Consider the following 12,585-nt stretch of genomic DNA (forward strand, 5'->3'; position numbering starts at 1 on the left):
GCAATGGGATTGAGCGTGCGGCTGCAACCGCGCGCATGTGTCACAAGCACCCCCGGCCGATCAAAGCAAGGCGGTCGGGGGTACTCGGCGTTTCAGCGGCGTCGGTCAGCCGGCCAGCCAGTCCCGTGGAGGTCACCGTCGTTCGCAATGAAGTCGAGCGATTGTGTTGAGCCGTGGTCACCATCGGCGAAGAACGACGCAAGCTCGTCCCTACAGTTTCGACAGGTCGGGAATAGGTAGACCGTCTCGCCCGCCGAGCAGAGGAGACCGAAGTCCGGTCGGCCATCAGCACGGTCGCACCATCGACACTGCGACGCCAGGAAATGCATCACGAGTTCCGCGACCCGCTTCGGTGAGTATCCAAGTCCGACGGGAAAGGTCGCCGCGCTGGACGAGACGGAGCCGTCCTTGTTCCGCCACCGTAGGGGCATGTCCGGTTGCACCGCTGGCACATTCGGATCAATTAGGACCACCGACACCATCGGTTCGCCCATCGTCGCCGCATGAAGAGATGCGGCAAGCTTGTGTCGATGCAAGCGAGATTCGATCGAGTACACCTCGTCCAAGCCGTACCCGTCGGGGTCGTAAGACAGCCGGTCCCGGTCCGAGAGATTCGAGTGGGCGTAGTCGAGGCGAGCAAGGGCAGCCAAGTCGTCCGGCTCGGGAACTGTGCGCTTCTGCGCCCGCGCCTCATCCAGCGCATCGCTGATCCGCGGATGGTTCCGAGCGCCAGGTGAGTACGTCACGTGTCCGGTCACAACGAACTTCTCCCGCCCGTCTCGGCGTCTCTTCCACTGGCCCACGGGCTTGTGGCCCTGTGTTGCGGCTGCTTCGAACAAATCGGTCAACCGGTCGACGCGATGGATGTCGCGGTCCAGGGACGGGTACTTCACCAGCAGATCGTCCCGGCTCATCTGCGCGCTCACGATGCACGCCCTGGAACGTGGCGGGGAACGAAATGGGCGTCTGCCGTACTTGCCATCCATGACCGAATATCGTTCTCGGACAGACGGACCCGATTCTGGATCAGATGCCGCCGTAGATTGCCTTGGTAGATGGCTCGGCGAATTGTGCTCTTGGTGACGGGGACGCCCATCGCCGCAGACCAGACGACTGCATCCTCGATAGTCATCGTCGGTAGCGAGGGGTCGACCGGACGTGGAGGGTTTAATGACTTTCCCATGGTTCTCCTGACGAAGAGGGAACCCTGCCGAGGCGTCTCACCAGGGCTCCATCTGATGTGGAGTGAACCTGGGCGAGACGCAGCCTGCCCAACTCGCCTATCCACCCGCCAAGGACTGAAGAAAACCTTGCACGTGCCCGTGTGCGTTCAGGGGCCAAAGGAGACTTGCCAGTTCCAGTAACTTCTCGGAACTAATACGAGTCTATACGAGCCGTATCGAGACGTCTACGGGACTACGGTCAGACACTCAGTGCGACTCACGCTTTGGGTGCCGACGCGAAATGCCCCGCACCCCTCGTCAGGGGTGCGGGGCACTTGTGCCCATCGCGGACACTCCTACCCGAAGAGCGCGATGGTGACTTGGGGGGGTGCAATCGGCAGGCTAGGCCGATCGGCCGGAGGTCGCGGCTCGGATCGCCGCCTTCGACTGCTCGCTGTCGCGCTCGGTGACGGTGAGCGAGGCAACGCGACCGGAGTACCGAGTTACGCCGGTCGGGGTCAACCCCTTGCCGTGCGAGAACTCGCTCCGGCCGGGTTCGGACGACTGTCGCTTCCCACCCATGTCGGCCTACCGGAGGAAGGTCGGCGCGGCGTACGTCGTGCTCGTGTTCACCTGGAGAACCGCCGCCGCACCGCGATGCCGTACCCCCGTACCGTACCCAATGGCATAGTAGGACGACACGATCGGGTAGCGCTGGTCGTTGCCGGGGATGAGAGTCGCAGCCCCTGGTACTCGGCCCGGGGATGCTCGCGGAAGGCGATCGGGTTTCCTTCCCCGTCGGGTCCCGCGGTCGCGACCACTGCCACGTACCCGGCCGGCACGAAGTACGACTCGATCAGGTACGCGGGTCCATAGCTTCCGAGAACGGGCAGTCCGTTGAAGTCCGAGGGGGCTTGTCCGCCGACGATCGACTCCAGCGTCAGACGGGCCGGGGCACTAGCGCTGGGCACGAAGTCGTGGTGGGCCTCGACTCCATCCGAACCGGCCTTCCCTGCACGGAACGTCGCGATCCGTTTTGCCTCGTTGGGATGCGCGAGAATCAGGAGTTGACGACCGGTGTCGGTCGCGTAGCCCTTCGAGGTCACCTTCTCGATGACCGCTTCCAAATCACTCGCGTCGAGCACCGCGCTCTGGGTAGTGAGGTAGTGCGTCTCTGTGGCCGGATCGAACTCCCTCCCCATGTACGGCGGGATGAACGAACCATCCCCGTTCCACAGCCCGTGGACGGCGTTGCCCTCTGGCGAGACAGACGGCGTGGGAGTGAACAGCCGTCGCAGAATCGCCGTTGTCGTGTGGTTGTTGACGCCTTCCAGCACGTCGTTGTGGACCGCATCTACCTGCCGCGCATCGGCGTCCCGGAGGAATTTCCATGAGAAGCGGCTCGCAATGTCGTAGTCCTTGAAGTCGTACCCGACAGTGGCGACCTCCGGCCCACGTACACCGGTCGGCACGCCGAACTCGCTCGCTAGCTCCAGCGTTGCCCCGCCGACGGACTGCTGAACCGCGTCGACCTGACGCGTAGTCGGGTACGAGAGCAACGACGCGATTGCCGAGCGCTGCTCGTTGAAGATGTCCAGGGTCGCGGCGAGTTCGTCCCAGACCGTATTCAGGTCGGTGCCGTCGCTGGTGTGGGAGACAAGTACGTCGCCGCGCGTACTGGTGCCGGTACGTTCCGCCCCGAAGATCGGGAAGTAGTCGGGGTCGTCCATTGCCGTGAGCTGAGCGGGGGTGAGCTGGGTGGTGTTCACAAGGGGTCCAATCGAGAGGCCGCGCGAGGCGTCGGCGTGGTTGCTAGGAAGGGGTGCGCCTCGCGCGCATGCGGTTGAACCGCCGTGTGGGCCTCCGGCCCGAACTGTGCTCGCCGGGGCGCTCTCCGAGCGGCCTGAACGGCTTACGCGACCGACTCTACCGCCCGCGCGGACTCACCTCCGGGGCCGCGACGGGGCCGCGCACCACAGCGCAACTACACGGCGCTACGGTCCGCTACCTCGCGACTACGACGCGCTAGTTAGCGCTGTGACCAGTACTGATACACCGACTCGGGCAACCTCGCCGCAGGTCGGGTACGGTCACGCCGCAACGTCGAAACCGCTTCCCAAGCTGAATACGCGGGTTCGATTCCCGTCATCGGCTCCACGCCTCCCCCTCGCCGCCGGGCGATGGTGGAATCCGGACCCCGGATTCCGGGGCCCACATTCCACGATCCAGGCCCGCGGTCGTCCCACTGTGTCCAGCGACACGCGTCGTTCCTGGTCAGGCGGGGTACACCTCCGCGCACACCCCCTCTCCCCCCGGAAACGAGCACCTCCATGACCGAACGCGTCGTCTCCGCACGCCTCGATGTCGACATCACGGCCGCCAGCACCCTGGAGTTCCAGATCGCCGTGGCCCCGCATCCCGGCGCGCAGGTCGCCGAGACCCTCTCGTTCGTCCTGGACGGGAAACCGGTCGATGCCCGCGAGGTCAGCGGAGCCCACGGCAACCGGATCCACGTCCTCGAGGCGCCGGTGGGCAACCTGCAGGTCTACTACGACGCGACCGTCACCGGGAACGCGGAGCCGTCCCCCGTCACGGATCTCGATCGCTCGGTCTACCTCCGTCCGAGCCGGTACGCGGAGGCCGACAAGTTCTTCGGTTTCGCTGCCACCGAGTTCGGCAGCGAGTCGGACGACGCGGTCCTGTTGTCGGAGGTCTCCGACTGGGTCGGCCGTCGACTGCACTACGTCCCGGGGAGCAGCGATCCCATCGACGGTGCGGCGGACACGCTGCTCGCCGGTGCCGGCGTGTGCCGTGACTATGCGCACCTGGTCGTCGCGATGCTGCGCGCGCTGAACGTTCCAGCTCGTCTGGTCGCCGTCTACGCACCCGGATGCGACCCGATGGACTTCCACGCCGTCGCGGAGGCCCTGGTGAACGACACCTGGCACGTCGTCGACGCAACGTGTCTCGCACCTCGATCGACGCTGGTCCGGATCGCGACCGGACGCGATGCGGCCGACACCGCGTTCCTCGACAACCACAAGGGTTCGATCACGCTGAACAGCTCCACGGTCACGGCCGTGGCGACCGACGGCCTGCCGAAGGACGACATCCACGAGCTGGTCTCCCTCACCTGATCCGGCGCAAGCGTCGGTCGCCTCCTGCGTCGTCGGGTTACTGTGACTCGACGAATCAGGAAGCGAGACGCACATGAGCATCGAACGAGATGCAGCGTTCACGGGTGGGCGAGGGACGGCGGCGGACCGGAGCACTGACTCCGACGATGCCGTCGAACGGCTGACGACGACGCCGAACAAGGACCCGTTCTACCGCTCCCCCGCCCGGTTCGAGAAGGCCGAGCTGGGGACCGTGCTGCGGTCACGCCGTGTCGAGATCGCCCTGTTCGGCACCATCCGCCAGCGCGTGTCGGCATGGCAGCTGCTCTACCGGTCGTCCGACATGCACGGCGAACCGCGCACGGGTGTCACCACGGTCCTGCTGCCGGCCGGCGCGGTTCCGGGTCGGAGCAGGCCGCTGCTGTCCTACCAGTGCGCCATCGACGCCGTCTCGGACCGCTGCTTCCCGTCGTACGCGCTGCGGGACGGAGCACACGCCCACGGCGCCGTGCCCCAGTTCGAGCTGCTCATCATCCTGTACGCGCTGCGCCGCGGGTGGGCGCTGTCCCTGCCGGATCACGAGGGCATGGACGGCCGCTGGGGTGCACCGATCGAACCCGGATACTGCACTCTCGACGGCGTCCGCGCCGCCCTGTCCTTCGCGCCTCTGGAGCTCGACGACTCGGCGCCCGTCGCACTGTGGGGGTACTCGGGCGGCGGCCTGGCCACGTCGTGGGCCGCCGAGGCCGCGGACGAGTACGCGCCGGAGCTGAACGTCGTCGGTGCCGCGCTGGGCTCGCCCGTCGGTGATCCGGCGTCCGCGTTCTCCCGCCTCAACGGCACGATCTTCGCCGCGTTGCCCACCATGGTGGTCGAGGGGCTGCGCCGCACCTACCCCGATCTGGACCGGACGATCCGCGAGCACGTCGCGCAGCCCGGCATGACCATTCTGTCCTCACTCGAGCGCAAGACCACGGTGCACGCCGTTCTGACGCTGCTGATGCACGACCTCGAGCGCTACACCGACATCCCGCTCGCCGACGTCATGGCGACCCCCGAGCTGGTGCAGATCTTCCAGGACATCCAGCCGGGCAAGTCCGCACCGAGCTTCCCGCTCCTCATCATGCAGGCGGTGCACGACCCCATCATCGCCGTCGACGACGTGGACGGGCAGGTGGAGCGGTACCGCACCGCCGGCGCCCACGTGACGTACGTGCGCGACCGGCTCAGCGAGCACCTGTCGCTGCATCCCATCGCCGCACCTGCGACGCTGAACTGGCTCGCCGATCGCATCGCCGACCGCCCGGTGCCCCCGAACACCACCGAGACCGTGTGGTCCTCGGCCCTGTCGGTGTCAGGTGTCCGAGGGCTGCTCGGGCTCACCGTCTCGACCGGTCGCGCTCTGCTCGGCCGGGTCCGCTAGCCGGTCGTCGCCGGAGTCGCGGCGCGTCGGCTCGATCCCGAAGTCGGGTGGCCCCGACGCCTCCGCGAAACCGGAGGGCTCCGAGTGCTTTTCGTCGGACGTCGACATGATCATGCCCCGAGCTTGTCGACCATGTCGTTCAGCGCGGTGGCCGCCGTCTCGAGTCGCTCGGGTGACCTGTCGTCTCCCAGTTGCTCGACGAGTGCCGCCTTGGTGGTCACCAGAACGGCACCCGAATCGTCGTCGGTCATCGTCACTTCGCCGTCCCGCATCACCAGCAGCGTTCCGTCGGGTGCGTCGAGCACGCCGCGCACCGTGTCGCTCGTCATCGTCATCGTGTCGATCCTCCTGTCAGGGTGTTGCCTCGTGACCGCGCTTGCCGTGCGTGCGCCGGTCCTCCTTCATCTCCGCCTCGAAGACGTGACGGCGGCCGTCCATCAGGTCGTCGCGGATCCGGCGTTCGTGCTCACGCGCGGTGGTCCAGTACCCGTCGTCGAAGTCCTCGACCATCTGGAACGTCCACCGACCCTCGATGACGTTGCGGCCGATCACCTCTCGCTCCAGTGCGTCCGCTGCGTCACCGTGCCCTGCGTCGCGGAGTTCGTCCGCGGCAGAGCCGAACTGGAGATCGGCGTGGCCCATGAGCTGATGGAACGTGTACAGGTGGCCGCGGGCGCGTTCCACCCACTCGAGGGCCTCCGAGACCGAACCGACGGCGGACACCGTGGCATCGTCGGACCTGTCCGGACGGTGGTGGTCCGTCAGCATCTTCTCGCGATCATCGCTCATACCTGCTGGTTACCCGTCCGGCAGTCACGGCACACACCCCAGAAGAAGACGTCGACGCCGTCGATGTCGAAGTCGTCGTCCTCCGGCTCGGGAGCACGTCGACGCACATCGGAGGTGAGGGCCGTGTCGAACACTCGGCGACACTGCCGGCACATCAGATGGTGGTGGTCGTCGCCGTCGACCCGAAGTTCGTACAGCGCGGGCGAATTGGCGGGCTCGATCCGGCGCAGGAGATCCACCGACACGAGTGCGTCGAGGTTGCCGTAGACAGTCTGCCGCGACATCCCCTGGCTCTTCAGCGTGCGGGCCACGTAGCCGGCGTCGACGTGTGGGTGCCGCGCCACGACGTTCAGCACGCGAAGGCGCGGACGGGTCACGCGCAGCCCGCGCTCACGCAGTACCCGACGCCACTGCTCTTCCGACGAGACGACCGTCGGCTGTTCCCTGGTGTCCACGACGCCGGAGTGCCCCCGCAGGGCGCCGTGAAACGTCCGGGCCGTGTCAGTCGTCGCGACCCCGGTCCTCGGTGGTGGACGCACGGATCTTGCGGCGATGGCTGGTGTCGCAGAAGGGGTAGTTCTTGCTGCGTCGACACGCGCAGAGAGCCACCATGAAGCGGTCGGACCGCACGCGGGTGCCGTCCTCCATCTCCACGTCGACGGGCCCCTCCACCATCACCGGCCCGCCCGGAACCACCCGGACGAGCCGTGCTGCGGGAGCCGCGTCAGGCGCGTCGGGCACGGACGACCACCAGTTCCTCGGAGCGCCGACCCGGCTGCAGGGCGCCCGTGGCCTCGAGCCACTCGGCGCGCGCGTGCAAGACGGGACCGAACGCGATGCGACGGCGAGCCACCACGTCGACCGTGGTGCCGGACCGCATCAGACGCTCGATCGTGCGGTCCACACCGGCGAACTCGGACTGCACGATCAGCATGGTGCCGCCCGGAGTGAGTAGATCGAACGCGTTGTCGCACAACGGGTCCAGGACGATGCGACCGTCGGCGCCGGCGTCCCACGCACGGTGCACACCGCGCCCCTCAGGCGCGGTCGGCGACGGCACGTACGGCGGATTGGAGACCACGAGGTCGAACGGCGCCTCGGCGAGGGCGTCGATGAGCGTGCCCTGTCGCGCATCGACCTCGACACCGATGCGCTCGGCGTTGTCCAGGGCGCACGCGACGGCGCGAGCATCCAGGTCGTAGGCGAGCACCTCACGTGCACCGAGACACGCAGCCTGGAGTGCGAGCACTCCGGTACCCGTACACAGATCGAGGGCACGCGCACCCAGGGGCGACGCCGCCACCGGCATGACCTCGCAGAGCAGTCTCGAATCGTCCTGGGGGGCGTACACACCGGGGTGTGCACGCACCATGCTGATCGTGTCGCGATGAATCGTCGTCACACGAGAACCTTCCGTCGGCGCAGATGCGCTGGCAGCATCTGCCGCCTTTCTTCAGGAATGGCATTCCCGAACGGACGCGATTCAAACGCGGGACCGGCGCGTCACCACCTCCGAGCGATGATGGAGACGATGCGCGGAATCTCCTCGTCGGCAAGCGGTTCGACCCCGATGACCACCTGGCGGGTGAGCAGACCGTCCACGGACATGGCGAACAGTTCCGCCGACGCCACGGTCGCGGGGTAGCCCGCCTCGCTCATCTTGGACGACACCAGGCCGACGAACGCGGCCAACTGGGCGTCGAACGCCGCCTTGAGTTCGGGCCGCACCAGACCCTCGCCGAGAAGGTGGTGCCGTGCGACGACGCGGCCGCGATGCTCCTCGCTGCACATGTCGCGGACGAACCCGACGACGGCGTCGACCACGGCGTCGTGATGCCAGGTGTCGAGTGCGAAGTGCCGACCGGCGACCTCGAGATCTCTCCGGAACACCTCGTCGAGCGCCAGCGAGAGCAGGGTGGCTCGATCGGGCGCGTGATAGTTGACGGCGCCGGCACCGAGACCGGTTGCCTGATCGACCGCACGATGAGTGAACCCACGGGGACCGCGTTCGGCGAGTACCTGCACCGCGGCGGCAGAGATGAGTGAGCGCCGACTTCTGGGCTTCTCCACCGTCTCACCATCACTCATTGGTGAGATGTTACGGCCCTGACGTGCCGGTACCACCATCACCGGTCACGGTCGGCTCACGATGATCGCGCCGGCGGAACGGGCTGATCGAGCCCGCTCCACCGTCCCCCGACTGCCGCGTCACGATCATGACAGGCGTTGAGGGTACACCCGTCTCGGCACGTCCGCTCGTGCTTGACACCGGGGTCGCCGGCGCCTTTTCTGTACAGATGTTGAGGAATCGGGCCATGAGTCGTCGCGGGATGTTGGGAGCGGCCGCCGTCGCCGCGGGAGCGGTCACGGTGGGGATCGCCCCGCGCGTCCGCGCAGCGCCGACACTCCCCTCGGCGGCCTGCGCCGTTCGCTATCCCGGCTACCGCGGCGCCGACTTCGCGCTCCCGTACGCCCGCTACATGCAGGCCCGGACCGCCCCCGCGCCGCAGATCGTGGCCGACGCCTTCGCCGGCCCGGCGCTACCGGCGGGAGCAGTGCCTCGGTTCGAGGACATCACGCGCGATCTCGGCCCGACCGGGACGTCCGCGGTGGAGACCGGGTACGGCCAGGGCGCCGACGGGGTGGTCTTCGTGGCGGTGCGCACCGTCATGCCGAGAGTCACTGCGGCCATGTGGGACTGGTGGTTCGGGTGGCACTCCAGCGAGGCCGCGCGCTACAAGTTGTGGCATCCCGACGCGCACCAGTTCGCTGCCCTGGACACCGACCTCACCACCGCCGACCTCACGGACCGGCAGAAGTACATCGGCAACACCACCTACGTAGACGAGTACGTGGGGCCGAAACTGCAGCAGCTCGGGATCAACTTCCGAGACCCGGTGGCGCACGGGTTCACCGTGCCGTCGGATCAGACCATCGTCTTCGGCCGCGTCGGGAGCAGCATCGCCCCCGTGGACCTGGGGTGGCTCGCCCACCAGGTCCGCCCGATCGAGGGCGGCGCCGAGATGCGCAGCCGGTTCCACCTGAACCTCCGCGGCCTGCACGTACCGAACGTGACGCAGGCCGCGTGTGCGGTGGCCCGTGGTGCGTCGGTCGATCCGACCGATCTGCAGCTGAGCCTCGACCTCGGTCGTGACCTGCTGATGCACTGCGGGCAGGAGATGAATCACCTCGCGGCGTTCCTCCCCGAACTGCACGCCGAGTTCTCGTGACCCGGCACCTCAGCGAGCCGACTCCGACCCCTTCTCCACCAAGTGGACCGACAACCGGCTGATCGGGGTGTTGGAGTCCTGGGACAGCCTGGTCAGCAGGGTGAAGGCCTGCTGGGCGTCGACGCCGAAACGCTCCATGATCATGCCCTTGGCCTGCCCGATGACGTCCCGGGACGCCAGGGCCGAATGCAGTTGATCCTCGACCCGACCCGCTGTCAGAGCGATCGCGGCGTGGGTGGCGAGCGCCTCCCCGACCATGATCGCGTCGTCGGTGAAGGCTCGGGGCTCGAACGCGAACAGGTTCAGGGCACCGAAGGTGTCGCGGTGGGTGAAGAGCTGGAAGGAGAGCGAGCTCCGCACGCCCTCCGCCACGGCGATCGGCGCATACTTCGGCCACCGGGTGTCGGTGGTCAGATCATCGGCCCGCACCACCGCGGTGGTGGTCGCCGCGTCCAGGCACGGGCCCTCCCCGAACTCGATCTGAGCTGCGTCGAGCCGCGGCGGAAGGGACGACGTGGGCCCGTGCGAGGTGAACGACGACCTGCCCGAGATCGCCACCACGTCGGCGGCGTCCGTTCCGGGAACCAGATCGAGGGCCGCCTCGGTGCCCCTGCGCAACGTGTCGTCGAGATCGGTGTGCGCCGTCAGGTCGCGAGCGAATGCCGCCAGCGCCGACGCGATGTCCGACGGCTCCCGTTCTCGAGACGCATTCATCCGACCTCCTCGAGCAGCAGCGGGCATGACACTCGGCACAGATTGACCGCGACCGGGGACGGGTAGACCAGGACCACTCACTCGAAAGGCATGTCTTGCGCATCCTGGTCACCGGGTCCACCGGCTACATCGGCTCACGTCTCGTTCCCATCCTGCTGGGCGAGGGTCACGACGTGCTCGCCGCCATGCGCGACGACAGCAAGGCGTCCTCCTTCAGCTGGGAGGACGACGTGACGCCGGTCCACTTCGACATCACCGACGAGAAGTCCATCGACGCCGCGCTCGAGGGTGCGGACGCGGTCGTCTACCTCGTGCACTCGATGGACGACGGCGACTTCGTGACCAAGGATCGCGAGGCCGCGCAGGCCGTCGCGCGCGCCGCGGAGAAGCACGGCGTGGGCCGCATCGTCTACCTGTCCGGCCACGTGCCCGACGACGACGAGGACCTCTCCGACCACATCACGTCCCGCCTGCAGGTCGAGGAGGTCTTCCTCAACTCGTCCGTCCCGGCGACGGTGTTCCGGGCGGCCATCATCCTCGGGTCCGGCTCCACCTCGTTCGAGCTCGTACGCAGGATGGTCGAACGGCTCCCGGTCACCCCCGTGCCGAGCTGGATGGTGAAGAAGGTGCAGCCGATCGCGACGACCGACGTCCTGCACATCATCGCCGCCGCTCTCGGTGACGAGCCCATTCCGGGGTCGTACGACATCGGCGGGACCGAGGTGCTCACCTACCCCGAGTTGCTCACCCGCTACGCGACCATCGCCGAACTGTCGCGGCCCCAGTTCCGCGTGCCGCTGGTTCCCACACCGATCGTCGGGCGAGCCGTCGCCGCCATCACACAGATGCCGCCCGGCACCGTGATCTCGTTGGTGGACAGCCTGCATCACGACATGATCGTCCGTCGCGGCAACGCGGCCACGGACACGTTCGCGCACGCCGTCGACTCTCTCGTGGGTATCGACGAGTCCATCAGGCGGTCGCTGACGGTCAGCTCGCACGACGGCACCGACGCCGAGGGCACCACCGACCCGCAGTCCGCGGCGGACACCGACCCCTCGTGGGCCGGCGGCGTCGTGTCGATCGGCCGAGACGGACGGGTGCGTCACGACGTGTCCGGACGATTCTCGCGAGCGCTGTTGCACCCGCGTTCCTGAGGCGGGACCAGGATTCCCGGTCGGGTACGCGGGTACCCGGCCGGTATGACTTCTTCGAACGGCTCGATCGACCAGTACACCAAGAGAGACCCGCGTACCGCCTACGCGACGCCGGATCGCGAGGGGCAGCAACCGATCTCGCATCCCGGGCTGACCGAGGACATGCGGACCACCCCCGACCACGGGGAGTCCACCTACCGCGGATCAGGGCGGCTCACCGGCCGGAAGGCACTGATCACCGGAGCGGACAGCGGCATCGGCCGCGCCGTCGCCCTGGCGTTCGCGCGCGAGGGCGCCGACGTCGTGCTGTCGTACCTCGAGTCCGAGGAGCCCGATGCGCGCGAGACGGTGCGGCTCGTCGAGGAGGCCGGCCGCCGGGCCGTCAGCGTCCCCGGTGACATCCGCGACGAGGCGCACTGTGACGCCCTGATCGACACCGCGGTGCGCGAACTGGGCGGTCTCGACATTCTCGTGAACAACGCGGCGTTCCAGATGGCCCAGAGCGGCGGTATCGCCGACATCACCACCGAGCAGTTCGACCGCGTACTGAAGACCAACCTGTACGCGTCGTTCTGGTTGTCCAAGAAGGCTGTGGCCGTGATGGATCCGGGCTCGACCATCGTCAACACCTCCTCCGTCCAGGGCGTGAGCGCCTCACCCGAACTGCTCGACTACGCCACCACCAAGGCCGGCATCATCAATTTCTCCAAGGGGCTCGCGAGCGACGTCGCCCGACAGGGCATCCGCGTGAACGTCGTGGCACCCGGACCCATCTGGACACCGCTGATCCCGGCCACGATGCCGTCGGACAGTGTCGACGGTTTCGGCGACCAGGTGCCGCTCGGACGTCCGGGACAGCCCGCGGAACTCGCACCCGCGTACGTGTTCCTCGCCTCGGGCGAGTCCAGCTACATCACCGGGCAGGTCATCGGCGTGACCGGCGGTTCCCCGATCACCTGAGCATTCCCGCATCCGCACGACACGAAAGGCACA

The 12,585-nt window shown here is 67.7% G+C and carries 15 protein-coding genes; 5 read left to right on the plus strand and 10 right to left on the minus strand.

Features of this window, described 5'->3' with window-relative positions:
* Nucleotides 1–92: 92 nt before the first annotated feature.
* From QE397_RS17465 to QE397_RS17475, 3 genes are all read right to left on the minus strand, one after another.
* Nucleotides 93–926: a hypothetical protein gene (locus QE397_RS17465; RefSeq protein ID WP_307096368.1), complete on the minus strand. Its 834-nt coding sequence runs from the start codon at nt 924–926 to the stop codon at nt 93–95.
* 639 nt (nt 927–1,565) lie between these two features.
* Nucleotides 1,566–1,745 (minus strand): hypothetical protein, encoded by a 180-nt coding sequence (locus QE397_RS17470; RefSeq protein WP_307096371.1) that lies wholly within the window; start codon nt 1,743–1,745, stop codon nt 1,566–1,568.
* Between the two features lie 47 nt (nt 1,746–1,792).
* Nucleotides 1,793–2,932 carry a hypothetical protein gene (locus tag QE397_RS17475; RefSeq protein WP_307096373.1) on the minus strand — a complete coding sequence of 380 codons (1,140 nt, stop codon included), beginning with the start codon at nt 2,930–2,932 and terminating at the stop codon, nt 1,793–1,795.
* Between the two features lie 561 nt (nt 2,933–3,493).
* On the opposite strand from QE397_RS17475, the gene QE397_RS17480 reads away from it, so the two are divergent.
* Nucleotides 3,494–4,300 (plus strand): transglutaminase family protein, encoded by an 807-nt coding sequence (locus QE397_RS17480; protein ID WP_307096375.1) that lies wholly within the window; start codon nt 3,494–3,496, stop codon nt 4,298–4,300.
* A gap of 73 nt (nt 4,301–4,373) precedes the next feature.
* Nucleotides 4,374–5,702 carry a lipase family protein gene (locus QE397_RS17485; RefSeq protein WP_307096377.1) on the plus strand — a complete coding sequence of 443 codons (1,329 nt, stop codon included), beginning with the start codon at nt 4,374–4,376 and terminating at the stop codon, nt 5,700–5,702.
* Between the two features lie 110 nt (nt 5,703–5,812).
* On the opposite strand, the gene QE397_RS17490 is transcribed toward QE397_RS17485, so the two are convergent.
* The 6 genes from QE397_RS17490 to QE397_RS17515 form a co-directional block, all read right to left on the minus strand.
* The gene (locus QE397_RS17490; protein ID WP_307096380.1) at nt 5,813–6,037 is read right to left on the minus strand and encodes a hypothetical protein; all 225 of its coding nucleotides are present in this window, start codon (nt 6,035–6,037) and stop codon (nt 5,813–5,815) included.
* Nucleotides 6,038–6,053: 16 nt separating this feature from the next.
* Nucleotides 6,054–6,491, minus strand: a complete 438-nt coding sequence (locus QE397_RS17495) for a hypothetical protein (RefSeq protein WP_307096381.1) — start codon at nt 6,489–6,491, stop codon at nt 6,054–6,056.
* A complete protein-coding gene (locus tag QE397_RS17500; RefSeq protein ID WP_222646741.1) occupies nt 6,488–6,946 on the minus strand; it encodes a Fur family transcriptional regulator in 459 nt (152 codons plus the stop codon). Before QE397_RS17500 ends, QE397_RS17495 begins: the two co-directional genes overlap by 4 nt.
* A 46-nt stretch (nt 6,947–6,992) precedes the next feature.
* A complete protein-coding gene (locus QE397_RS17505; protein WP_082544411.1) occupies nt 6,993–7,166 on the minus strand; it encodes a CDGSH iron-sulfur domain-containing protein in 174 nt (57 codons plus the stop codon).
* Between the two features lie 49 nt (nt 7,167–7,215).
* Nucleotides 7,216–7,893, minus strand: a complete 678-nt coding sequence (locus tag QE397_RS17510; RefSeq protein ID WP_307096383.1) for a methyltransferase — start codon at nt 7,891–7,893, stop codon at nt 7,216–7,218.
* Nucleotides 7,894–7,994: 101 nt separating this feature from the next.
* On the minus strand, nt 7,995–8,579 hold the full coding sequence (locus tag QE397_RS17515; RefSeq protein WP_027506396.1) for a TetR/AcrR family transcriptional regulator: 585 nt from the start codon (nt 8,577–8,579) through the stop codon (nt 7,995–7,997).
* 227 nt (nt 8,580–8,806) lie between these two features.
* On the opposite strand from QE397_RS17515, the gene QE397_RS17520 reads away from it, so the two are divergent.
* Nucleotides 8,807–9,721 carry a DAPG hydrolase family protein gene (locus QE397_RS17520; protein ID WP_307096385.1) on the plus strand — a complete coding sequence of 305 codons (915 nt, stop codon included), beginning with the start codon at nt 8,807–8,809 and terminating at the stop codon, nt 9,719–9,721.
* A 9-nt stretch (nt 9,722–9,730) separates the two neighbouring features.
* On the opposite strand, the gene QE397_RS17525 is transcribed toward QE397_RS17520, so the two are convergent.
* Nucleotides 9,731–10,435, minus strand: coding sequence for a GAF and ANTAR domain-containing protein (locus QE397_RS17525; protein WP_307096387.1), 705 nt, complete (start codon nt 10,433–10,435; stop codon nt 9,731–9,733).
* A 95-nt stretch (nt 10,436–10,530) separates the two neighbouring features.
* On the opposite strand from QE397_RS17525, the gene QE397_RS17530 reads away from it, so the two are divergent.
* Nucleotides 10,531–11,592 carry an NAD(P)H-binding protein gene (locus QE397_RS17530; protein WP_307096389.1) on the plus strand — a complete coding sequence of 354 codons (1,062 nt, stop codon included), beginning with the start codon at nt 10,531–10,533 and terminating at the stop codon, nt 11,590–11,592.
* 45 nt (nt 11,593–11,637) lie between these two features.
* Complete coding sequence (locus QE397_RS17535; protein WP_307096391.1) at nt 11,638–12,552, plus strand: SDR family oxidoreductase; 915 nt, start codon at nt 11,638–11,640, stop codon at nt 12,550–12,552.
* Nucleotides 12,553–12,585 lie beyond the last annotated feature (33 nt).

This window comes from Rhodococcus sp. SORGH_AS_0301 (assembly GCF_030818285.1).
Classification (GTDB): Bacteria; Actinomycetota; Actinomycetes; order Mycobacteriales; family Mycobacteriaceae; genus Rhodococcoides.

Bases quoted from the DNA above. Each gene is read 5' to 3' on its own strand.
- QE397_RS17525 (WP_307096387.1), bottom strand. From the start codon at position 10,435: ATGAATGCGTCTCGAGAACGGGAGCCGTCGGACATCGCGTCGGCGCTG.
- QE397_RS17515 (WP_027506396.1), bottom strand. From the start codon at position 8,579: ATGAGTGATGGTGAGACGGTGGAGAAGCCCAGAAGTCGGCGCTCACTC.
- QE397_RS17485 (WP_307096377.1), top strand. From the start codon at position 4,374: ATGAGCATCGAACGAGATGCAGCGTTCACGGGTGGGCGAGGGACGGCG.
- QE397_RS17490 (WP_307096380.1), bottom strand. From the start codon at position 6,037: ATGACGATGACGAGCGACACGGTGCGCGGCGTGCTCGACGCACCCGAC.
- QE397_RS17470 (WP_307096371.1), bottom strand. From the start codon at position 1,745: ATGGGTGGGAAGCGACAGTCGTCCGAACCCGGCCGGAGCGAGTTCTCG.
- QE397_RS17480 (WP_307096375.1), top strand. From the start codon at position 3,494: ATGACCGAACGCGTCGTCTCCGCACGCCTCGATGTCGACATCACGGCC.
- QE397_RS17520 (WP_307096385.1), top strand. From the start codon at position 8,807: ATGAGTCGTCGCGGGATGTTGGGAGCGGCCGCCGTCGCCGCGGGAGCG.
- QE397_RS17495 (WP_307096381.1), bottom strand. From the start codon at position 6,491: ATGAGCGATGATCGCGAGAAGATGCTGACGGACCACCACCGTCCGGAC.
- QE397_RS17505 (WP_082544411.1), bottom strand. From the start codon at position 7,166: ATGGTGGAGGGGCCCGTCGACGTGGAGATGGAGGACGGCACCCGCGTG.
- QE397_RS17535 (WP_307096391.1), top strand. From the start codon at position 11,638: ATGACTTCTTCGAACGGCTCGATCGACCAGTACACCAAGAGAGACCCG.